Here is a 20,587-nt window from a genome sequence, read left to right as displayed (position 1 = left end):
TGTGCCGGCCACGGACAGCGGGCCGTTCGGCGCACGGCTATGGGACCGCTCGGCCGTCGCGCAAGCCGGGCGATGCCCGGCTCTTACACTTCGTTGCAGCCCTTCGGGTGCGCGCAGTCCTTTGGCGCGGTCCCGTCGCCTTTTCTCGCCGCCCGCCCCGCCGTCCGGGGCCGGCTGTGGTTGAAGAGAGAAGGAAGAACGCCATGAAGCTGGATTTCATTGAACTGGGCAACCTGTCCATCGCAGCCGCCAATATGCGCGGGAAGGGGAAAGACCCCGACGTCGCAGACCTTATGCCGAGCATTCGCGCGCGGGGCGTGCTCGTTCCGCTGCTGGTCCGTCCGAACTGTGCGGACGGTCATTACGAGATCGTCGCGGGGCGTCGGCGTTTTACCGCCGTCGGCGCCGTGGCGCGTGAGGGTGGGGCGGTACGGCCCATTCCTTGCGCCATTCTCGACGAGGGCGACGATGCCGATGCGCTCGAAGCGTCGATGCTCGAAAATCTTGCGCGGGTGCAGCCCGACGAGGTCAGCCAGTGGGAAGCGTTTGTCGCGCTCGTCAAGGCGGGGCGCAGTGTAGAGGAGGTCGGGGATAGTTTCGGGTTCGAGCCGCGCGCGGTGAAGCGCATTCTCGCGCTCGGCAATCTGCTTCCGCGTATCCGCACCCTCTATCGCGGCGGCGAGATCGATGCGGGCACCGTCCGGCATCTGACCCTTGCTTCCAAAAGCCAGCAGAAGTCATGGCTGGCGCTGTTCGACGATGAGGGCAGTTATTGCCCGACTGGCCATCAGCTGAAAGCGTGGCTGTTCGGCGGCACCGCCATCGCGGTGAAACACGCGCTGTTCGATGTTGCGGAAACGAAACTCGCTATCGTGTCGGACCTGTTCGGCGAGGACAGCTTCTTTGCCGACGGCGATGCCTTCTGGTCGGCGCAGACCGCCGCCATCGAAGCGCGCAAGGCCGAGTATCTCGAAGCGGGGTGGTCCGATGTCGTTGTCATGCCGCGCGGCGACTGGTTCCGCTCGTGGGACCATGCCCATGCAGGCAAGCGCAAGGGCGGTCGTATCTATGTCGAGGTGCGCGAGAGCGGCGAAGTGACCTTCCACGAAGGGTTCGTCACCGCCAAGGAAGCGAAGCGGCTTTCGGGCGGTAGCGCGGACGGCGAGGGCGATACAGGGCTTGCGAAGCCGGTGCGTCCCGAGGTGTCGGGTCCGCTCAATGCCTATATCGATCTTCATCGCCATGCGGCGGTGCGCGCCGATCTGGCAGGACAAGGTGGAGTCGCGCTAAGGGCGATGCTCGCGCACATCATCTCGGGCGCCGACCTGTGGCGCGTCGATGTCGAGGCCCAGCGAGCGCCGAAGGAAGATATTGCCGAAAGCGTCGAGGGCTGCTCCGCCGAGGCGGCGTTCGACCTCAAGCGCCGCGCGGTGCTCGACGTGCTCGGCTTCGATCCGGAAGCGCCCACCGTCACCGGAAGGCCGCTCCATCGTCCCCCTTTTGCGCCGCTATTCGCGCGGCTGCTCGAATTGCCCGATCCGCTGGTGATGGAGATTGTGGCAATCGTCATGGGCGAGACGCTACAGGCCGGAAGCGAGGCGGTGGAGATGATCGGCCTCCATCTCGGCACCGACATGCGCCAGCACTGGTCGGCGGACGCGGCCTTCTTCGACCAGCTTCGCGACCGCGAAGTGCTGCTCGCCATCACCGGCGAGGTCGCGGGACCGGAGGTTGCGGCGGCGAACGCGGGTGAGAAGGGCAAGGCGCTGAAAGCGATCATCGCCGATTGCCTTGAGGGCACGAACGGTCGGACGAAGGCTGAGCCATGGGTGCCACAGTGGATGGCTTTTCCGCCTTCGGCCTATACGGCGCGTGGCGGAGTGGGCAGCGTCAAATCGGCGCGGCGGGTCGCGCACGATCTTGCGGTTCCCGCTGCTCCCGAACCCGAGGGCGAAGACGAACAGCCGTTGGCAGCATGAAATGACGGTGGGCGGCTTCGGTCGCCCGCCTCAATTTCTGCGGAGCAAAATGGCGCGTCGGCCTTGTGGGCCGGCGCGGTGTTCATGATTTTTCGCGCGCCATCGCCGCAAGCGGCGCCGTCGCGCGGTTCGGCCAAAGAAAAGGGCGACGCGAAGTTGCCTTCGCGCCGCCCATACGAGGATGCTGCATCCTTCGCCCCACCGTCCCTGACTTGCCGGGGTCGCTAATCGCCAAGCCCGGACGGAAGTTGCCGAGCCCGATAATGTCGGCTGGGCGACCTGCATTGTACGAAAACGCCAAACCGTATGTGTCCGGCATGATTTTCTTACCTTGCGAATGATCCCGAAGCGATCGCGATTGCCAGCTCGTCCTAGGCCGTTCCCTAGGCAGCCACGAAGCGCTTGCAGATCGCTTTTCTCACTCAAATGTCGATGTTTGATCGTTTCCACCAATGGCGCAGGCTCGCTCCACCGGCTTCGCAGGACAATCCCGGCGACAGGCGATTGGACCTGGACCGGCGCCGCGTCCCGCGAAAGTGCGTCGGCGCGATTATGTCCCCGCGTGCTGCGCACGCTCCTCGCGGCCGCTTCGCTCCAAATAATCGCGACGCCGCACTCCTCCGCTTCGCTGCGGCCCTGTCGGGTTCGCGGAACGCCTCATGCGCCGGTCCCTGGTCCGCCCATGCCGCGGGGATGGTCCCGCGGTACAATGAAGGAGACGACCAATGGCAGCTATCGGCTTTGTGAACGGCACCATCGACACGGGTTTCGTGGGCCAGCTCAAGACTCTCTCGATCCGCGCGGCGATCGAGATCCGGACCAACCGCTCCAAGAGCGGCGATGTCCAGCCCGACTATCGGGTCTGGTCTGAAGGCGTCGAAATCGGTGCCGGCTGGATCCGCGTCGGTCAGGTTTCGGGCGAACCCTATGTGTCGCTGAGCCTCGCCGCTCCCGAGTTCGGACCGCGCCGGCTTTATGCGAACCTCGGCCGCGCCGCCGGGCAGGATGGCGAGGATGGTTACGCCCTCATCTGGAACCCCGCCGACTGAGGCGAGCTTCCACCCCGCATCGCTTCGGCGATGCGGGGCTTTGGCGTGCCTGGTGTTTCAGATGGGGCCGCCGTCCGGGCTAGAAACTAGGTCGGCGAGCGTGAAGGACGCGGGATTGCGGAGCCACATGTTGATCTCGCTGGCGCGCCAGCCGCAGCAGCGTGTCGCGAGCTTGTGCTGCGGCGGGAAGGTGCCAGCGGCGATCTTTCGGTAGAGGGTGGCGCGGCTGAGCCCGGTGAGATCGAGGACTTCATTGAGGCGCATGAGGCGGAGGGGGGACTGATAAGTCATGCGGTGTTTCTCCATATGCTGGGGGATCATACGTCGACGTGAGATCATAGAAGGGGATCGAGTAGGCCTACGTCAACACCGCAGAAATCCGCCGTTTTTGGCGTCGTACGTTGGCGTAGTGCTGTGGGCATCCATGGGCGTCCGTGGAGGTTTGCGGGCTGTATTGGCGTAGCGCGAACTTTTTTTCTCACAGCGTCTCGCGCACCACAGCGCCCGGGGAAAATGAGGCCGTCGGCGACGGCCGCGCCCGAAATGACGCGCCGTGTCCGGCACGGCGATGTTCTGATTCGCTTGGGATGAGGGCGCCGCTGGCGCGCATGCGGACGCCGCGTCGCGGCGGCGTTGTCTGTCCCGGCACGGCGGGGACGGAGGTGGGCGTCACTCGCCTTAGCCCCGCCCGGCCGGGCCGCAACCCTGCGGGTCCTGCTCTTCGTTCCGGTCCTGCGGATGCGGACCGCCCGATGATGCGGGTCTGCCGGCTCCTTCCTGCCGCCCACCTCCGCCCCCTTCCGGGCCGGGGTGCGGTTGGCGGGAAGGAGAAATGACATGCGTAAGGAAAGGATCGAGATGGCAAGCCTCTATTCCGAGGTCACGAACCGGATCGTCGACGAACTCGAAGAAGGGCGGCTGCCATGGGTGCAGCCTTGGGATAGCGCGTCTTGCGGATGCACGATGCCGCAGAATGCGGGAACGACGCGCAAATATAGCGGGATCAATGTGCTGATCCTGTGGGCCGAGGTTGTCGCCAAGGGCTATACGTCGCAGCGCTGGCTGACTTACCGGCAGGCCGAGACCGCAGGCGGCAATGTCCGGCGCGGCGAGAAAGGCACGGTCATCTGCTATGCCGACCGGTTCACCCCGAAGGCGGAAGCCGAAGCCGCGCGCGGCGAGGATCGTGAGGCGCGGCAGGTGGCGTTCCTTAAGCGATTTGTCGTGTTCAATGTCGACCAGTGCGAGGGACTGCCCGACGGCTCTATCGCTCCGATGGTCAGCCCCGATCCGGTGCTCGCCATTGCCGAGGCCGATACGCTGATTGCCGCGTCTGGGGCGCGGTTCCACACCGGCGGCGGTGAAGCTTTCTACAGCCCCAGCTATGACTTTGTGCAGGTGCCGCCGCAGGCGGCATTCCACGAGCCGATCAACTGGTATCGCACCGCGCTGCACGAGCTTGGCCATTGGACCGGCAACCGCAGCCGTTTGGACCGCGACCAGAAGGGCTGTTTCGGATCGGAGAGCTATGCCAAGGAAGAACTTGTCGCCGAAATGGCGTCGGCATTCACCTGCGCATCGCTCGGCATCGCGCCGACGGTCAGGCATGCCGATTACATCGCGTCATGGCTGTCGGTGCTGCGCGGCGACGAGAAGGCGATTTTCCGCGCCGCCAGTCAGGCGAGCAGGGCGGCGGACTTCCTTCTGGCCTTTGCAGGAGCGGCGCAATGAGCGCGCCCACGAGCCGCGAGGACCGGCTTCGCCTGTGGCGCGCCGAGCGCGCTGTCGACCGGATGGAGGAAATGGACCGCAAGGTCTTCCTCGCGATCCGTGTCGAGGAATTGAGCTATTCGGAAATCGCACAGCGCTTCGGCATCACCGTCGCCGATGTCGAATGGCATTTTGTCGGAAGCCTTCGCGTCCTCATGACTGCAATGGACGAAAAGGATCCATGGTGGTGGCGTTTCCGGCTTTGAGGACGGCGCGAAGGCCGGATGGCGCTTGCCATCCGGCCTTCGCAATTACAGGGTGATAACAATGAGAACCGATCTCGATCATCTGCCCGCGAACAAGCAGCGCGAACTCGAGCGCGTGAAGCAGATCATCTTCGAGGAATTTGCCGACAGCATCGCGCTCGCGACGATGAGCTGGAAGAAGAAGGGCCGGATCGACAAGATCATCCTCTACGGCAGCTATGCGCGCGGCGGCTGGGTCGACGAGCCGCACACCGCCAAGGGCTATCGTTCGGACTTCGATCTGCTCATTATTGTCAGCGACAAGCGCCTCACCGACAAGGTCGAGTTTTGGCCGAAGATCGAGGATCGGCTCGACCGCGAACTGGCGATCGATAAGACGCTGCACACGCCGGTGAACCTCATCATTCATACTATGCAGGAAGTGAACGATGGCCTCGCGCATGGCCGCTATTTCTTCATGGACATCGCGAAGGACGGCATCGCCCTCTACGAATATGACGACAAGGAATTGCACAAGCCCAAGCCGAAGACGCCCGATGAGGCGCTCGACATGGCGCAGGAGTATTTTGATGAGTGGATACCCGGCGCAGCGAGTTTCTTAAAAGGGTACCGCTTCTATTTGGAAGAACGAGACTGGAAGAAAGCGGCGTTTCTTCTACATCAGGGCACGGAGAGCCTCTATCACGGCGTTCTTCTGGTCTGCACCTTCTATACGCCGCATGTCCACAATCTGGGCTTTCTGCGTACCCAGGCAGAACGCCTTGATATGCGGCTCGTCGATGTTTGGCCGCGCGAACTGAAATCGGATCGCAGGCACTTCGAGAAGCTCAAGGAAGCCTATGTGAAGGCGCGCTACTCGAAGCACTACCGCATCACCGAAGAGGAATTGCGCTGGCTTGGGGCGCGCGTCGAAGAACTCGGGCGGGTCGTGCATGCCATTTGTTCGGAGCGGCTCGAACAGCTTCGCCGCACGGCTGGGCGACTGCCGCCAGAATAGCGCGGCATGATTTATTCCATTTGCGAGAACTACGTCATTTGTCCGAAAGGGAATGTGGCGCTAAGGGACAACCGAAGTGGTTAGACCTCGAAGGAAAACGCAAATGGAAGATGCCGAAACGCTGGTCACGCTGACCGCCGATATTGTCGCCGCCCACGTCAGCAACAACAGCGTCGCGATTTCGGACATCCCGCTTGTCATCCGTTCAGTGCATGAAGCGCTGTCCGGTCTGTCTTCCAAGGTTGAGCCCGAACCCGAGCCGCAGCAGCCTGCCGTGTCGGTCCGCGCGTCGATCAAACCCGATTATATTGTCTGTCTCGAAGACGGCAAAAAGCTCAAGATGATGCGCCGCCATTTGATGACGCATTATGGCATGACGCCTGAAGATTACCGCGCGAAATGGAACCTGCCGAAGGATTATCCGATGGTCGCGCCCAACTATGCCGAAACGCGCCGTGCACTTGCGAAGCAGATTGGTCTCGGCACCAAGGGGCGCGGCGGGGGCCGTAAGCCCGCAACGCACGGCCGCGCCAAAGCGAAATAGCGCTCGCTACTGCCCGCGATAGGGCTCGCACGCGATCCCGTCATTGTCTGCATCGAGGTCATCGCGATAGCCCGGCTCGCTCCGATAAATCGGTGCCGAGCCAGCTGCGCGCGCGTCGTCGCAGCGTCGCCAATAATCACCCTCTTTCGGTTCGCGCGCACGAGCCATCCCGGTCGCTACCGCCGCGTCACTCGCCGCCGACATTAATTGCGTGCGTCCTTCGGGGGTGGTCGCGGCGGAGCCTAGGCCGACGACCGCGCCGACCACCCCTGCGCCGACGAGAAAATTGACGGCCGAATTCTTCGGCCGGCGTCTCCCTTTATGCTGCTGCCATTGCCGTGCCATGCCCGGATCATGACAGCCGAAGGTAAATCTCCAGTAAGGGAGCCTTACAGGTCGGTCGCTGCTGCATCGAAGGCGCGCTGCCCGCGCCGTCGCCAGAGCAGCAATTGCTGCTCGCGCGCTTCGCTGCGTAGCGTTGCCGCCGCCTCGACGAGCAGGCCGAGCAGGACCGCGCGATCGTCACCGGTCAGCTCAACGAGGTCGGCCTTGGCGATGAGCCCGCCCAGCTCGATCAGCTGGCGCGTGCGCTCGCGGCGCTTCACCTGCCACGCCCGCGTGTCATGCCGCGTCCGCTTCGCCTGCAGGCGGTTGCGCGCTTGAACCGTCCGGCGATGCGCCGCCCGCGCTGCGGCCAGCTCCCTTGCGAGCGCGGGCGCTGTCGCCCCGAAAGAAGCTCGCGCCGCTCTTGCGCCACGTCTCCTTTCGCGTCGCGTCCGCGCCGACCGCGTCGAGCAGCGCGCCCGCGAGCAGCTCGATCGATAGGATGTCCGCGCCTGTCGAAATCACCAGCTCGCCGAGCTGGCTTTGCTTCTTCGTCTTGAGCGCCTTCGCCTTGTCGGTGAGGGCCTGGAGTTCGGCGTCAAAATCGCGGGGTTTGCGCATCGTCTGTCCTTCCATGTTCCTGGGGTCGGACGAACCAGCTATGCCGAGTCTCAACGTCGTTCAAGTAGCTGAAATCTTGTGAGAAGCTGTGATCCCGAGCGCGATGAAATCGTGTGAGGGCGCGCTTATACGTCGTGCCGACGTGCTCGTTTTGCTGTAAATGGATAGCCCTCATGGCGATCTATCATTTCTCGGCAAAAGTCATTTCCCGCGCCGCGGGCAGCAGCGCGGTCGCCGCGGCCGCCTATCGCTCGGCCGACCGGCTCCATGACGAGCGGCTCGGCCGCAGCCATGACTTCTCGAACAAGGCGGGCGTCGTTCACAGCGAGGTGATGCTGTCAGAGGGCGCTGACGAGCAGTGGCGCGATCGGGAACGACTCTGGAACGATGTCGAGGCGGCCGAGCTCCGGAAGGACGCGCAGCTTTCCCGTGAAGTCGAGTTCGCGATCCCGCGCGAGATGACGCAGGAACAGGGCATCGAGCTCGCTCGTGATTTTGTACAAGCCGAGTTCGTCGACCGGGGCATGATCGCCGATCTCAATGTCCATTGGGATATCGGTGCCGACGGGCTGGCGAAGCCGCACGCGCATGTCATGCTGACGATGCGCGAGATCAGGATCGGCGAAGACGGATCGGCCGAGTTCGGCGCCAAGGTCCGCGACTGGAACCGCACCGAACTGTTGACCCATTGGCGCGAAGCCTGGGCGGAACACGTCAACACCCGCTTAGCCGAGCTCGATATCGACGCGCGCGTCGATCATCGAACCTTGGAAGCACAGGGCATCGACCTCGAACCGCAGCACAAGATCGGCCCGGCGGCGTCGCGCATGGCAGCCGAAGGGCTGGAAGCCGACCGGCTCGCCGAGCATATCGAGATCGCGCGGTCGAACGGAGAGAAGATCCTCGCCGATCCGGGCATCGCGCTCGACGCGATCACGCACCGTCAGGCGACGTTCACGAGCCGCGACCTCGCGATGTTCGTGCACCGGCATAGCGACGGCAAGGAGCAGTTCGACGCCGTCATGTCGGCGGTCAAATCGTCGCCTGAGCTCGTGGCGATCGGTCAGGATGGACGCGGCGATGATCGGTTCACGTCGCGGTCGATGATCGAGACCGAAGAACGGCTTGAGCGGGCGACCGCCACGCTCGATGCGCGGCGTAATCATGCCGTTGCCGAGCGCCATCGCGAACGGGCGCTGGCGAATGCCTCGGCGCGGGGCCTCGAGCTCTCCGCCGAACAGCGCAGTGCGTTCGAACATGTCACATCGGCACGCGGCGTCAGCAATGTCATCGGCTATGCCGGGACGGGCAAGAGCGCGATGCTCGGCGTTGCCCGCGAGGCCTGGGAAGCGGCGGGCTATCAGGTGCAGGGCGCCGCGCTGTCAGGCATTGCCGCGGAAGGCTTGGAGCATGGCTCGGGGATCGGCTCACGGACGCTCGCAAGTATCGAGCATCAATGGGCGAATGATCGCGAGCGGCTGACTGACAAACATATCCTCGTCATCGATGAAGCCGGCATGGTCGGCACGCGGCAGCTCGAGCGTGTCGTGTCAGAAGCCGAACGCCAAGGCACGAAGGTCGTTCTTGTTGGCGACCCCGAGCAGCTCCAGGCGATCGAGGCTGGTGCCGCGTTCCGTGCCGCCGCCGAGCGTCATGGAGCCGTCGAGATCATGGATATCCGCCGCCAGCAGGAGGACTGGCAGCGTGACGCGACGCGCGAGCTTGCCACCGGGCGGACCGGCGAGGCGATCGGGCACTATGCGGATGCTGGCTTTGTCCACGTCGCCGACACACGCGAAGCTGCTCGCGCGGAGCTTGTCGATGCGTGGGATCGTGACCGGCAGGCCTATCCGGATGCGAGCCGGATCATCCTGACCCACACCAATGACGAGGTCCGTGAGCTCAACGAGGCGGTGCGTGAGCGGCTGAAAGCGGGCGAGGCGCTCGGCAATGAGGTTGCGCTCAATGTCGAGCGCGGCGAGCGCGCTTTTGCGGAAGGCGACCGCATCATGTTCCTCAAGAATGAACGTGACTTGGGTGTGAAGAACGGGTCGCTCGGTAGCGTCGAGAGCGTCGGCCCGGCGCGCATGGCAGTAACGCTCGACGACGGGCGGCGCGTGGCGTTCGATCTGAAGGACTACGCCCATGTCGATCACGGCTATGCGGCAACGATCCACAAGGCGCAGGGCATGACGGTCGATCGGGTGCAGCTACTGGCGACGCCGGGCATGGATCGGCATGGTGCCTATGTGGCCCTGTCGCGGCATCGCGAGGCGGTCGACGTCCATTATGGCAAGGATGACTTCGCCAGCCAGTCGAAGCTTGTGCGCACGCTTGGCCGCGAGCGTGGCAAGGATATGGCGAGCGACTATCGGGTTCGGGAGACCGCGCAGGCGGCAGAGCCCAAGTGCAGCATGTTCGACGGGCTTAAGCTCACCGTCTCGCGCGAGCCGTTGCGGGAGGAGGTGCCGAAGCTGCGGCGAACCGTCGGGCTCTCGGACGTCCGCGTCAGCGCCCGCGCCCTCGATACGGCCGCGGCCCCGTCGGCGCTCGACAAGGCGGTCGAGCGCTTTGCGCGGGTGACGAAGGAGATCGTCGATGTCCGGCGCGCCGGCGGGAAGGAACTGCCGCACGAGCTCGATGCCTACAGGAAGGCCCGGCAGGATCTCGATGCGCTTCGGCCTGGCGGCGCGCGCGATCTGCGCGAAGCGTTCGGGAAAAGCTACCAGCTGGCCAGCGAGGCAGCGGCAGGACGGACCACGGGCGCGATCGCGGCGATGGACAGCGCGGTCGCGGTCCGGGCCGCCGAACGTGCCGCCGAGCGCGCGGCCGCCGAGCGCGCGGCCCGCGAGCAGGTGCGGCAGGCGGCTGCGGCAAGGCGGCTCACCGCCGAGGCCGAGAAGCGCGCCGAGCTGTTCGTCGCCTCGTGGAAGAAGGAAAGTGCGCTGGCGCGCAAGGCGCCAACCTATGCCGCGCGGGACGAGGCGCGCGCCAACCTCAACGACATGGCGAAGAGCCTGCACCGGGACCCGCAGCTCGAGTCGCTGCTACAGAATCGACGCGCGGACCTTGGCCTGAAACCCTCTGCGACAGGATCGTTGTCTCACGATCTCCAGCAATATCTCGGGCGTGGACGCGGCATGGGTATCTCGATGTAAGCTGCTCCCATGACCCAGAAATCAGCCCGCACCCCGCCCGCCGCCGATGCCGCCAAAGCCTTCGAAGAGCTGCGCCATGAAATCTCCCTGCAGCGAACCGCGATCCAAGGCCTCACATCAGCGAAGGAAAAACTTCCCGACTATTTGCCCACCTTGCGCGATATCGCCTCCCGTCTCGGCGAGATCGAGGAGCACATCAAAAGCATCGACGGGAAGCCAGCGATGCAGCTCACGCCGCGAACGATCGCTATGGAGATACACGAAGCTTTGATGAGCTACCGAGCCGATGACGCCAAATCGATCGGCGAAGCACGCGACACCTTGGCGCGCACACTTGGCCGTGTCGAGGGCATGATCAAGCAGCGCCGCTCGACCGAAGAGCAGGACTGGTGGGTCACCTGGGCGGCAACCGGTGGTCTTTTGTTCGGATTATTCCTGGCGCTGATCGGCGTCGCAGTTTTGAATTAGCCGGCTCAAGGGTACTGTCAGCTTTGCGCCCGAAGTCGGTCGTTCGATCATCGATTTGGATGCGCTTCAAAGCAGTCATTCTGCCGATGCGCGAGCCGGTTTTAGATCATTGCGGTTGCATGAAGAGTCCGCTCGCGATAACTGATTACGAGCGGCAGGGCGTCGCCGCAATTTTCAGGGGGCACCATGAGCGACGGTAGCGGCAAAACCGTGCTTCATTCCCGATTCCGCCCCAATCTACTGCGCTGAACCAAATGATCCCGTTCAAGGATATCATAGCGGAGCACGGGGGGGACCCAGCCTGCTTCCTCAACTTTGATGATGAGGGTGACCAAGTTCACCTCTTGCCTTACGCCACGCTGTCAGCAGCACGATCAACAGGGAAGACCGATCCAATTTCGGCACTGATGGGCGTGTACGAGTGGCAGAGCGGGCCATTGTTTATGCTTGTCGATGGCGACGCGGTGACGGGTGACCCGGAGGGATTGGCGCGTCTCCGGCGCTTGGTCGCCATGCGCGGCGACGCCCCGTACATCGCGGTGCTCCAGATGGGAAGGCTCAGCTTTCACAGCGTCGGCCTGGACAACGAATCCTTCGACGCAACGCGGGCAATTTCCGAAGAGCTGGACGACCTTGGCATGGTCATCCCATTCATCGCTAATACACGGCCGAATGCGTCGTCGCGTCAGGTCTGGATCAGCGACGTAATTTTGAACCTTTTGACGGCAGCGCTTGATGCCCTCGTGGCTCTGAAAATCGACGACGGGGACGCTATTTCGCTAGTGGGGCGAGCGCTATTTACGCGCTTCTTGGCTGATCGCGGGCTGTTGCCCGGCACTGTTAGCCAAGCTTGCGATGGCGGAATCAACCACCTTTTCGACAGCGCTGCAAGCGCGGCAAAGGTGTCGGTCTGGCTTGATGAAACGTTCAACGGGGATTTCCTGCCGCTGTCGGATGCCAGTATCCACTCCATTCCGGAAGCGGCGTTCCAGACCGTTGGAAACATCATGCGGCGGGCCCCGGACGGGCAATTGCCGATCGAATGGGCGGAGGATTGGGCAAGGCTCGACTTTGCACACATCCCCGTGGGGGTTCTGAGTCAAGCTTATGAGCGCTACTTGGGCCGGCACCAGAAGGACAAGCAGCGTAAGGAGGGCAGCTACTATACCCCAAGGCACATCGCCGATCTTATGGTTCATGCGACGTTCGCGACCTTGCGGCGCGAAGGCGTAGCGCACACGGCGAAAATATTGGACCCGGCGGCGGGGGCGGGAGTTTTTTTGATCACCGCGTTTCGGCAAATCGTAAAAGAGCGTTGGCAGCATGATGGCAAACGGCCCGATACGAAGGCTCTCCGCCAGATTCTCTACGATCAAATCCGCGGATTTGATATCAATGACTCCGCGCTGCGCTTCGCGGCACTTGGTCTTTATTTAATTTCGATCGAACTCGATGCTGCACCCAAGCCTGTCGAGAAGCTCAAGTTCAGCCGCGATCTTCGTCAGACCGTCATTTTTGAACTCGGTCAGAGCGACGAGGCAGCAGATGGCAGCCTCGGAAGTTTGGGCGACCAAGTAGGCCCCGAGCACGCTGGCCAATATGATCTGGTGATCGGGAACCCGCCCTGGTCTTCCGCAACAGGTCTCGCCGACTGGCCATCGGTCATCAAGCGAACAGCTCAGATCGCCCGCGAACGATTGAACGACCGGATCGCGGCGCCGCTTCCCAACGAAGCGCTTGATTTGCCATTTGTCTGGCGCGCCATGGAATGGGCGAAACCGGACGGACAGATCGCCTTCGCCTTGCATGGTCGCCTGCTATTCCAACGTGGCGAAGGCATGGACAAGGCGCTTGCGGCGCTCTGCCGGGCTATCGATATTACCGGTGTGGTGAACGGCGCAGAGGTTCGCCAATCGCAGGTTTGGCCCAAAGTGGCTGCGCCATTTTGTTTGTTCTTCGCTCGCAATCGGTGCTCCGCCGCGGGCGCCGCTTTTCGGTACGTCAGCCCCCATCTAGAAGGCCCACTTACTGCCAGCGGAGGGTGGAGGATCGACCCGACCAATACCGAAACCATCGCAATCGACGAGCTAAGACAAAGACCCGAGCTACTGAAAATCCTGTTTCGGGGCACGCGGCTCGACCTCGACATCTTCGAGCGATTGTCCGCGACGCAATTTTCGACATTTGGAGAATATTGGCAGGGTCTGCATGGCGGTACTGTCAACCAACCGAACTGCGCCGGAAAAGGCTTCGGAAATCTCTTTGAAGGTAGCAGGCCCAATCCCCTTGAAGACCATCTGCCCGGCTATTCCGCGGAGAAAATGCTCGACTTGCCTTTACTGGATCACGAGGCGTTTCGCGGCGTGCTCTTGGACACGTCGAGCTTCCGACTGTTTCGTGATCTGGGCATGCCGCGTCTCGATCAGCGGCGCTCGCTGAGCCTTTATACTGGGCCGATGCTGCTAGTGAAAAAATCCCCCGACGCCAGAGACGGGCGGATCAAGACAGCCGTTTCGCTAGAAGACCTGACATTCAACCAAAGCTATTACGGCTACACCGCGCATCGGCAGGAATCGGCCGCCGATCTGGTCAAATATCTTTGCCTGATCATCAGTAGTAAAATCGCGCTCTGGCACGCCTTGATCACAAGCGGGGGCTTCGGTGTTGAACGCGACCCGGTCGAGAAATTTGTTATCCAAGAAGCTCCGTTGCTGCCTTTCGAGACGCTAACGGCAGAGAATCGCGCATGCGCTACCGCGCTTTTTGCTGAGCTCGCAGACGCCGAAACACCCGAGGTTTGGCAGAAAGTCGACGAGTGGGTGGGGTCACTGTTCAATCTCACACCCGATGACATTCAGGTGATCTCCGATACACTCGCCTTTGCGCTCCCCTTCGGCAAAAACCGAATCGCAGCTCGGGCGCCCGTTGGCGCACTTGCTCGAGCAGCTTTCTCCGAGCGGTTGGAAGCTGAGCTAGCTCCTTGGGGTGAGAATTTCGGTCGCCAGTTTACTATCACGGCTGTGGAGGCGCCGCCTTTGTCGCCTTGGCAATTTATCGCGGTTGCAGCCGGCGCAGGGGAGAGAAAGGCGTCGGCCGATCGGCCGCTTATGGAAGCGATGCGGCATATGGCAGACACGATGTCCGCAAGCGAACTCCTGTATTGGGATGAGCAATTGGATTGCCTCTTCGTAGGCCGGCTTAATCAGGCGCGCTATTGGTCGGTTAGCCAAGCGCGTCTCGTTGCGCGGCGCATTATTTGGGATAATGTCGATTTTCTGTCGGGCAGGCGCACTACATAATATGGCGGTCAAGCAGGCGCGCCCCAACCATATAGCGGAGCTAACCAGCGGTGTGCGTTTGCCTCTGGTTCAGATCGACGATCGTCATTTGAAGATCATCCTCGAGACGATCTCGCTGGCATGGCATGAGCTTCTCGCCAATGGAGCTCCGGCTTTGCTTAGCGGAGACGAGGCTGAGGTCAACGCCCTCCTCGAGCCACGACTCAATCATTTCTGCCAAACACAGAAGCTTTGGAAGGATCTGGTCCACTCAGTGCACCGGGGCCGGGAGTCGATGAGCTATAACGGCGCCAAAATCGAAGGGCGACCCGATCTGTCGCTCGTATTCACCGTCGGCAACCGCAATTTCCCATTCTTAGTCGAGTGCAAGATCATCGACCATCCGAACGCAAAGCGTGTTAGCCTATACTGCAAAGAGGGCATCGCGCGCTTTGTTGCCGGGGAATATGCTTGGGCGCACCGATCGGCGATCATGCTAGCCTATGTCCGCGATGGCTCGAGCGTGACGAGTAGGCTCGCACCCCATCTCATCAAATGCGCGCGCGCGCGTTCAGACACAATGCAGACGCTTTCCCACCCCGTAGCAAGGCCCGATCTCCACCCGACTGCCCAGCAGTCGTCGCATCGACGGGATTTCAGATATGTGGGGGATAGTTATAGCTGCGAGCCAGGGCCGATAAGTCTGTTTCATCTCTGGCTATAGACGATCGGCGTTTGCTCGCCGCGCCAATGGGCGCCAAGCGCAAACTCCGAACATCAATTCAATCGACGCCCGCTAGAACTCAGCGATCAGCAGTCGGGTGTGGGCGGTTTGTTCGTAACCTTCGCGGTCTTTAAGCATCGTTCAAGACGTTGTAGCCGGGCCTCTAGCTCCTTGCGCTGAGCAACGTCTGTGTTCACAGCGGTCCATGCATTGTTGAGGACGGTCAAGCTTGCGTAGAGACCGCCAAACACGGTCAGCGCAATGCTTATGAAGCCCGTAATTCCGAGCGTATTCACCCATCTGGTGTTTCTCTTTAATTGTTTGTTAGTTTTGGAAATAAATCCAGAAATCGAGCTCATGATAGGATTGCCCGAGTTGGCTTTTTGTAGGTAGGCCTCCGCCTCGATCCATCTTTTGTTCTTCGGAAAGACTTTGAAGTTCGGGAGCTCTTTGCGATAGCCCTCGCGATCCGATGACTGGCCAAACGAGGTTTTGGTGAATTCAATCCAGACGATTTTCTCGCCCTGTTTGATGGTAAGCGGCTGACTCGTCAGATTGTGCAGGGGGATAAGCAGGCGTCCCCGAAAACCCGGGTCGACGATCGGGCCTGTGCCGAGCAGGAGACCGCGATGAACCAGCTTGATATGAAGGTTAAAGCGCATCGCGATATATTGCGGTAGGCGAAACTCCACGTCGGTCTCGACAAACGTGATCGAGTTCGCCTCGAGAACGATTCCGCTCTCGCCGACATTTGCCACCGGTAAGACCTTCTTCTTTTTCTTGTCATCCCAAGAATATACATTGCCCCCTACGCCGATCTCGTAGGTGGCTCCCTTCAACAGCTTCTCATCAAAAGGCCGAATAAGACCGGTAACACGCGCATAATTGTTGATCTGTTCTGCCGTCAGTAGCGCCGGGTCCAAGTCATCAAAAGGATCCGTGAATTCCCACCAATCCGCTCGATCATCGAAGTCTTTCTTCGTCGTTGCCGGGTCCAAAGAGCGGGCATCGGCTGGCTGGGCTTTCGGCACGGCGGGAACAGGCTTAGGCCCGAAGAGCAGATAGCAGGCCCAGCTTGACAAAGCTGTCCACACCCGTGCCAACCCAATCGACATGTCGGTTCAGCCCCCGCTCGACAAAGTGAATGAATTCCTGCGCTGCACCTGTAAGCGCGCCGTCGTGGCAGCGCCAATCGACATGATCGAGGTGATTGAGGACGATCCTCGTCGGCATGTTCACCGCGATCGCTTGCTTCGCGATATCGAATTCAAAGCGGCCGACTCTTCGTAATTTCTTGGTAACACTCGTAAATTCGCTGAGATCGATGTGCGCTCCGCTTTCACGCGTTACCGTCTCCCAATCGGTCTCGGTTTCCAACGGCCCCGAGTTTCCCGATACCCGAATGGGCCAGCATCGCAGCACAAGTGTTACATCGTCGACATCAGTGGGCGCCAGGCCGGCTTCCGATAGGAAGCCCGCTGCACTGGTGTCGCGGCTCGTCACATTGGGCCAATGCGGGGAATGGAGCGGAGAGAGCCCAAAGCCCTGCGTTCCTTCGATGATGACCCGGCGACCTTCGTCCAGAGCTTGGCGCAAGAGGTCAATCGTGGATTTGACATAGGGTTTAAGTCGATCGTCATTCTTAGCGAAGGCAGCGGCCGGGCCCGCATCTGGCGCGCCCCGCTGAATGGCCGCGACGACCGCAGCACCGGTACCAGTCGCGGTTGAGCCGATGGACTGGTTGATTTTGGAGTTCACCTCATGGTCGATATGTCCAGATGTAATGACGCGCGCTTGCGGACTAATGGCAACATCCTCCGGGGCAAGGCCCAGCGATGCGATTTCTTCAAGTAGCAGGTCGGGATCAAGATAAGATCCCGCGGGGAGCACGATCAGGCGAACTCCGTCGACCGCTGCAACGGGGAGCTGTCGCAATACCCAGCGCCGCCCGCTTCGGTCATAACCGGTATGACCGGAATTGGGGCCGCCGACCCTCACCACCACAGCTTCGCCGCGTTCCTGCCGCGCTAGCGCTAGCGCTACCTTGCCTTTGCCTTCGGATCCATATTGGCCACCGACGACGATGCTAACGGGCATGATTCAAACCTTTTTCATGACGAAATTGATAAACTCTTCCAGCTTGGAGAGATCGTTCGTACTATTATCGAAGACCATGTCGGCATTCAGGTTCAGCTCTTTGACCTCAAGCTCGACCTCGTCTGCATCAGCCTCTTCGAAAGAGACATCCTTTTCGCGCGCGTCGAAGCGCATTTTGCGCACGTCGGCGGATGCGACTAGGTGGATATGTAGCATATCCGATCCAAATTGCGTCCTGAAAAAAGATATGTCCTCATGCCATCGGGCGCCGTCGATCACGAAATCCACCGAGGGGTCGGGTATGAGATCGAGGGTCTCTTGGCACAGCGCCCACTGCCCGATTTCGCGATGCAGCTGCATCCCCATGTCTTGGTACCAGCTTCGGGGCGGCTTTTCCCCAAATGAGCCGTCCCAGCGCGTCCGAATTGCCTGACTTATGCGTGCATATTGGAACCCTTGGCTGCGAAGCAATTTCGCCGCGGTTGTCTTCCCTGCGGCCACTTCACCGCTAATCACGATCACGCGGGCTTGGCTCATATCTTTGGTACTAGCATCGGTTCTTCGCCTTCTCCGCCGAGCGCTTCGGTGCGGCCAGCCAGATGGAAAAACCCTACAAGAGAACAGGTAATCGCATCAAGTTCGTCATGCGTGAGCTTGTCGTTTTTGAACCGTCCGGTGACGCCAAATTCCGACAGTCCTAGCTTCAACCATTCCTCACCCGCACCCTTGCGTGGGATCCCCATGATATCTTGGGCAGCACCAGGATAGCATTCGATCACCTGCAAGCCCTGATTGCGCAGGGCGGCCGCCAGCCTGATTCCGCGCTCGGTAAGCTTTTGCATACTCGGCAACAGGCAGGGATAGACGTTGATGCCCCTCCGTTTGAGTATCCGCTCGCTGACTCGCAAAATTCCAGCCTCATTTCGGGCGGGGTCGTCGTCTGTCACCTTAGTCCTGCCCACCGGCAAGCAGAGCGGTGAGTCGATCGAAACCAGATCCGGTTCAGACGCCAAGACGGCATCGATAATCGCAGAGTCGTCGCCTAATGTAGTTGTCTCGGCTTCGCATCCGCGCATGCGGCAAAAGCCGGAAAGCCGTTCTGCCGACCCGGTGAGATCGAGGCCGACCACGGTTGCGGTCTCAGCAGGCGTGCCTCCGAACAAGTCCATAAAGTGAACGACGCTGCGAAGATCTGTTGGAGGCGGGGGCAGGACTGCATCGGCATTTGCGAAACCTGATCGTTTCAATCGCGCGAGGCATAAGCCTCGCAACTGATCTGGCCGTAAGAATAGGTCGCTAGTCGTCCGCGCTCGAACTACGTGATCGAGAATTAGCTGCATCGCTTGGATGTCCGCACGATTATATTCGATAAGTTGCCGCAAAGCGATCCGATCGCCGCGCATGTAGCGGTGCCAGAGAATAACCGCGCCTGCCCCGTCGACGTCCTCAACACCGGCGCGGCAATCGATACCCAGAATCCGTTCTATCTCTTTCTGGCCTCCCGATAGCCCCATAGACCGGCAACTATATCGAAGATCGACATGATGCGCGGGCCACCGGATCTCTCCGATCAGATCTTCCAAAAATGCGAGGTCGAATCCCGAGCCGTTGAATGTGACCAAACTGTGAGCGTTTGCGAGCGCATTAAGAAATGGCTGAGGATCCTCTCCCGCAAGAACGACCTCATATTTGCCGCCGATGGCGAAGCCGATGAGCGTTACATAGTCATAATAGCGGCTCAGCCCAGTAGTTTCGATATCGAGAAACAGCACTTCGTTAGGATGAACGAAGAGCGGCGTCAGATCGGCACTAGATTTGGGCCGTTGATGAGCAGGTTTCGCAGCCACCCTCGATTCCTGATCGGTAATGGCCAATCTGCTATTCTCCGCAGTCGGAGAGAAAAGGTCGAGCAGCATCAGCAGATTACCCTCGTCCAGATCAGTTTTGAGGTCAGGAATGGCTTGATGATCATCCTGACAAAAACCCTTGGCTCCAACGGAAGGCAAAAACTATCTCACTCAAATTTGTCCGACGCGGCTCGGCCGAGCTGCATAAGTTGAGGGAGACTCCACTATGTTACGCCACTTAGGCTCGATCGGACAGATGGGAAATCGGAGGGCGCCGAGCCAATTTTAGGACGAGGCGGACGAGCCAGCTCTTTTGTGCAGGCGAACTTTGTGATCGCGCCAGGTCGCGCAGAAGGCGCGCGCCCGTTCCACCAAAAGCTTTGTGGGATTGACGAGAAAGAACGTTCGGCAGCTGTAGGCGTTGGCACGGATGGCGAGACTGTTCTCGCCGAGCTTGCCAAGCCAATGATCGACTTCAAGATCATGGCCACCCTTGAACCGGCTATTATGATGGTAGATCAGCGCGGATCGGCCTGCCGCGAGGGTAAGCGCTTCTGTGATAGGCAGGCTCTTCCCGAAGCGAGGCTTGCTACGACGTGCTGGCTGGTCGTCGGTTAGGCCATTGTCTGGATCGGCAAAGACAAGCTCGCAGTTCTGCATTTGTTGGTTCACACGGGCGAACCAGTCTGCGCGTGCATCTGACCGGAGTCGAGAATGAAGCTTTTGGTGATCTAGCAATTCGCTAGAATACATGGCCTCCAATCCGCACCTGCGCTCGATCGCCGCAACATTTCGACCCGACTCCACGATACTGCCAAGATGATCAAACAGCGTGGGGTCGAGATGGCGCCAATGTGACGCGTTTTTCAGATACGCGATGTGCTTCCCATCATCATTGTGGCCCTCATCTGGGTACAAATACCAAGCAACGCCAAGCTTCAAGCCTGGCGACAACGCGCGAAGGAGGGCGAGCTTTACATAGTCGCCGGCGTCGCCAACATATCTGTTCTGCAATTGCTGATCTCACCGTTCTGACGCTGCACCGTTTCCATAACTATTAAAAATGCTCGGGTCATCCTCTCATTGCCGCTGTGGAGCGTTCCGCCTTGTGCCTTTCTATGGGCCATCCATTGGGGAGTGTGTCATAAGATTGCGATCCATATTGAGGAAATTTGCACCAATTTTTCCGCAAATTATGTAAGGCAGCGCATCATATTTTCCACAGTATTAGACGAATATGATATTTTCGCGTAGGCATAATGCGAATCATGCATGCTTCAGAAGGTTAAAAATGGCGGATACTGACAAGAAGAGGGGCAAGTTTCGGGAGCTGGCAGAGAATCGCACGGACAAGGCTCTCGAAGCGATCGAGCGGATCGGCAATCTCTCGAATACGCAGCTCTACGCTTGGGACGAAGCCGAGGTGAAGAGGATCCTGAAGGCATTGCGGGACGAGGTCGGGAAGGTCGAGGCGCGGTTCCAAGGACCGAATGCCCGTCGGAGAGCCCGGTTCAAACTCTAAGGA

Annotated in this window: 20 protein-coding genes; 11 read left to right on the top strand and 9 right to left on the bottom strand. The window is 60.6% G+C overall.

From position 1 onward, the window contains the following. Positions 1-203 precede the first annotated feature (203 nt). Complete coding sequence (locus ATE71_RS03240) at positions 204-1,979, top strand: ParB/RepB/Spo0J family partition protein (protein WP_058802013.1); 1,776 nt, start codon at positions 204-206, stop codon at positions 1,977-1,979. A 725-nt stretch (positions 1,980-2,704) separates the two neighbouring features. Continuing rightward, positions 2,705-3,028: a DUF736 domain-containing protein gene (locus ATE71_RS03235; RefSeq protein ID WP_058802012.1), complete on the top strand. Its 324-nt coding sequence runs from the start codon at positions 2,705-2,707 to the stop codon at positions 3,026-3,028. A gap of 57 nt (positions 3,029-3,085) precedes the next feature. Here ATE71_RS03235 and ATE71_RS03230 read toward each other — a convergent pair whose 3' ends face one another. Further along, on the bottom strand, positions 3,086-3,319 hold the full coding sequence (locus tag ATE71_RS03230; RefSeq protein ID WP_058802164.1) for a helix-turn-helix transcriptional regulator: 234 nt from the start codon (positions 3,317-3,319) through the stop codon (positions 3,086-3,088). Between the two features lie 546 nt (positions 3,320-3,865). Between ATE71_RS03230 and ATE71_RS03225 the strand changes: the two genes are divergently transcribed. The 4 genes from ATE71_RS03225 to ATE71_RS03210 all read left to right on the top strand — a co-directional run bounded on the left by ATE71_RS03225 (position 3,866) and on the right by ATE71_RS03210 (position 6,545). After that, entirely contained in the window at positions 3,866-4,759 is an 894-nt protein-coding gene (locus tag ATE71_RS03225; protein WP_058802011.1) for an ArdC family protein, read from the top strand. Beyond that, positions 4,756-5,004 (top strand): sigma factor-like helix-turn-helix DNA-binding protein, encoded by a 249-nt coding sequence (locus ATE71_RS03220; RefSeq protein ID WP_058802010.1) that lies wholly within the window; start codon positions 4,756-4,758, stop codon positions 5,002-5,004. The genes ATE71_RS03225 and ATE71_RS03220 overlap by 4 nt, the downstream gene beginning before the upstream one ends. Before the next feature lie 61 nt (positions 5,005-5,065). Then, positions 5,066-6,001, top strand: coding sequence for a HEPN domain-containing protein (locus ATE71_RS03215; RefSeq protein WP_058802009.1), 936 nt, complete (start codon positions 5,066-5,068; stop codon positions 5,999-6,001). 103 nt (positions 6,002-6,104) lie between these two features. Continuing rightward, positions 6,105-6,545, top strand: a complete 441-nt coding sequence (locus ATE71_RS03210; protein ID WP_058802008.1) for a MucR family transcriptional regulator — start codon at positions 6,105-6,107, stop codon at positions 6,543-6,545. A 6-nt stretch (positions 6,546-6,551) separates the two neighbouring features. On the opposite strand, the gene ATE71_RS22785 is transcribed toward ATE71_RS03210, so the two are convergent. Genes ATE71_RS22785 through ATE71_RS03195 form a run of 3 tightly spaced genes read right to left on the bottom strand, consistent with a single transcriptional unit; the run spans position 6,552 to position 7,490 of the window. Further along, the gene (locus tag ATE71_RS22785) at positions 6,552-6,890 is read right to left on the bottom strand and encodes an excalibur calcium-binding domain-containing protein (protein WP_152998626.1); all 339 of its coding nucleotides are present in this window, start codon (positions 6,888-6,890) and stop codon (positions 6,552-6,554) included. Between the two features lie 44 nt (positions 6,891-6,934). Then, positions 6,935-7,150 (bottom strand): conjugal transfer protein TraD, encoded by a 216-nt coding sequence (locus tag ATE71_RS03200; RefSeq protein WP_058802007.1) that lies wholly within the window; start codon positions 7,148-7,150, stop codon positions 6,935-6,937. Positions 7,151-7,166: 16 nt separating this feature from the next. Then, positions 7,167-7,490: a conjugal transfer protein TraD gene (locus ATE71_RS03195; protein ID WP_152998625.1), complete on the bottom strand. Its 324-nt coding sequence runs from the start codon at positions 7,488-7,490 to the stop codon at positions 7,167-7,169. Positions 7,491-7,663: 173 nt separating this feature from the next. Here ATE71_RS03195 and traA point away from each other — a divergent pair, with 173 nt between their 5' ends. The 4 genes from traA to ATE71_RS03175 all read left to right on the top strand — a co-directional run bounded on the left by traA (position 7,664) and on the right by ATE71_RS03175 (position 15,118). Beyond that, positions 7,664-10,648 (top strand): Ti-type conjugative transfer relaxase TraA, encoded by a 2,985-nt coding sequence (gene traA / locus ATE71_RS03190; RefSeq protein ID WP_058802005.1) that lies wholly within the window; start codon positions 7,664-7,666, stop codon positions 10,646-10,648. Between the two features lie 9 nt (positions 10,649-10,657). Next, positions 10,658-11,116, top strand: a complete 459-nt coding sequence (locus ATE71_RS03185; RefSeq protein ID WP_058802004.1) for a DUF6118 family protein — start codon at positions 10,658-10,660, stop codon at positions 11,114-11,116. A gap of 254 nt (positions 11,117-11,370) precedes the next feature. Beyond that, positions 11,371-14,415, top strand: coding sequence for a class I SAM-dependent DNA methyltransferase (locus ATE71_RS03180; RefSeq protein WP_054588727.1), 3,045 nt, complete (start codon positions 11,371-11,373; stop codon positions 14,413-14,415). 1 nt (position 14,416) lies between these two features. Continuing rightward, positions 14,417-15,118, top strand: coding sequence for a hypothetical protein (locus tag ATE71_RS03175; RefSeq protein ID WP_054588726.1), 702 nt, complete (start codon positions 14,417-14,419; stop codon positions 15,116-15,118). An 86-nt stretch (positions 15,119-15,204) separates the two neighbouring features. Here ATE71_RS03175 and ATE71_RS03170 read toward each other — a convergent pair whose 3' ends face one another. The 5 genes from ATE71_RS03170 to ATE71_RS21995 form a co-directional block, all read right to left on the bottom strand. Beyond that, on the bottom strand, positions 15,205-16,233 hold the full coding sequence (locus ATE71_RS03170) for a dCTP deaminase domain-containing protein (protein WP_149037675.1): 1,029 nt from the start codon (positions 16,231-16,233) through the stop codon (positions 15,205-15,207). Further along, positions 16,163-17,215 carry an adenylosuccinate synthetase gene (locus ATE71_RS03165; protein WP_054588724.1) on the bottom strand — a complete coding sequence of 351 codons (1,053 nt, stop codon included), beginning with the start codon at positions 17,213-17,215 and terminating at the stop codon, positions 16,163-16,165. Before ATE71_RS03165 ends, ATE71_RS03170 begins: the two co-directional genes overlap by 71 nt. Positions 17,216-17,218: 3 nt before the next feature. Further along, the gene (locus tag ATE71_RS03160) at positions 17,219-17,752 is read right to left on the bottom strand and encodes a hypothetical protein (RefSeq protein ID WP_054588723.1); all 534 of its coding nucleotides are present in this window, start codon (positions 17,750-17,752) and stop codon (positions 17,219-17,221) included. After that, positions 17,749-19,221: a ribonuclease H-like domain-containing protein gene (locus ATE71_RS21585; protein ID WP_082665054.1), complete on the bottom strand. Its 1,473-nt coding sequence runs from the start codon at positions 19,219-19,221 to the stop codon at positions 17,749-17,751. The genes ATE71_RS03160 and ATE71_RS21585 overlap by 4 nt, the downstream gene beginning before the upstream one ends. A 126-nt stretch (positions 19,222-19,347) precedes the next feature. After that, on the bottom strand, positions 19,348-20,076 hold the full coding sequence (locus ATE71_RS21995; protein WP_149037674.1) for a hypothetical protein: 729 nt from the start codon (positions 20,074-20,076) through the stop codon (positions 19,348-19,350). A gap of 277 nt (positions 20,077-20,353) precedes the next feature. On the opposite strand from ATE71_RS21995, the gene ATE71_RS03140 reads away from it, so the two are divergent. After that, positions 20,354-20,584: a hypothetical protein gene (locus tag ATE71_RS03140; protein WP_054588719.1), complete on the top strand. Its 231-nt coding sequence runs from the start codon at positions 20,354-20,356 to the stop codon at positions 20,582-20,584. The last annotated feature ends 3 nt before the right edge of the window (positions 20,585-20,587 follow it).

Source organism: Sphingopyxis sp. H115 (assembly GCF_001468465.1).
In the GTDB taxonomy this organism is placed as follows: domain Bacteria; phylum Pseudomonadota; class Alphaproteobacteria; order Sphingomonadales; family Sphingomonadaceae; genus Sphingopyxis.
Note: the sequence above shows the minus strand (reverse complement) of the source record. Positions and strands in the feature narration are given on the sequence as shown.

What these genes read in the sequence shown, in the direction of transcription:
- ATE71_RS03240 (WP_058802013.1), top strand. Translation starts at nt 204, where the DNA reads ATGAAGCTGGATTTCATTGAACTGGGCAACCTGTCCATCGCAGCCGCC.
- ATE71_RS03235 (WP_058802012.1), top strand. Translation starts at nt 2,705, where the DNA reads ATGGCAGCTATCGGCTTTGTGAACGGCACCATCGACACGGGTTTCGTG.
- ATE71_RS03230 (WP_058802164.1), bottom strand. Translation starts at nt 3,319, where the DNA reads ATGACTTATCAGTCCCCCCTCCGCCTCATGCGCCTCAATGAAGTCCTC.
- ATE71_RS03225 (WP_058802011.1), top strand. Translation starts at nt 3,866, where the DNA reads ATGCGTAAGGAAAGGATCGAGATGGCAAGCCTCTATTCCGAGGTCACG.
- ATE71_RS03220 (WP_058802010.1), top strand. Translation starts at nt 4,756, where the DNA reads ATGAGCGCGCCCACGAGCCGCGAGGACCGGCTTCGCCTGTGGCGCGCC.
- ATE71_RS03215 (WP_058802009.1), top strand. Translation starts at nt 5,066, where the DNA reads ATGAGAACCGATCTCGATCATCTGCCCGCGAACAAGCAGCGCGAACTC.
- ATE71_RS03210 (WP_058802008.1), top strand. Translation starts at nt 6,105, where the DNA reads ATGGAAGATGCCGAAACGCTGGTCACGCTGACCGCCGATATTGTCGCC.
- ATE71_RS22785 (WP_152998626.1), bottom strand. Translation starts at nt 6,890, where the DNA reads ATGGCACGGCAATGGCAGCAGCATAAAGGGAGACGCCGGCCGAAGAAT.
- ATE71_RS03195 (WP_152998625.1), bottom strand. Translation starts at nt 7,490, where the DNA reads ATGCGCAAACCCCGCGATTTTGACGCCGAACTCCAGGCCCTCACCGAC.
- traA (WP_058802005.1), top strand. Translation starts at nt 7,664, where the DNA reads ATGGCGATCTATCATTTCTCGGCAAAAGTCATTTCCCGCGCCGCGGGC.
- ATE71_RS03185 (WP_058802004.1), top strand. Translation starts at nt 10,658, where the DNA reads ATGACCCAGAAATCAGCCCGCACCCCGCCCGCCGCCGATGCCGCCAAA.
- ATE71_RS03180 (WP_054588727.1), top strand. Translation starts at nt 11,371, where the DNA reads ATGATCCCGTTCAAGGATATCATAGCGGAGCACGGGGGGGACCCAGCC.
- ATE71_RS03175 (WP_054588726.1), top strand. Translation starts at nt 14,417, where the DNA reads ATGGCGGTCAAGCAGGCGCGCCCCAACCATATAGCGGAGCTAACCAGC.
- ATE71_RS03170 (WP_149037675.1), bottom strand. Translation starts at nt 16,233, where the DNA reads ATGTCGATTGGGTTGGCACGGGTGTGGACAGCTTTGTCAAGCTGGGCC.
- ATE71_RS03165 (WP_054588724.1), bottom strand. Translation starts at nt 17,215, where the DNA reads ATGCCCGTTAGCATCGTCGTCGGTGGCCAATATGGATCCGAAGGCAAA.
- ATE71_RS03160 (WP_054588723.1), bottom strand. Translation starts at nt 17,752, where the DNA reads ATGAGCCAAGCCCGCGTGATCGTGATTAGCGGTGAAGTGGCCGCAGGG.
- ATE71_RS03140 (WP_054588719.1), top strand. Translation starts at nt 20,354, where the DNA reads ATGGCGGATACTGACAAGAAGAGGGGCAAGTTTCGGGAGCTGGCAGAG.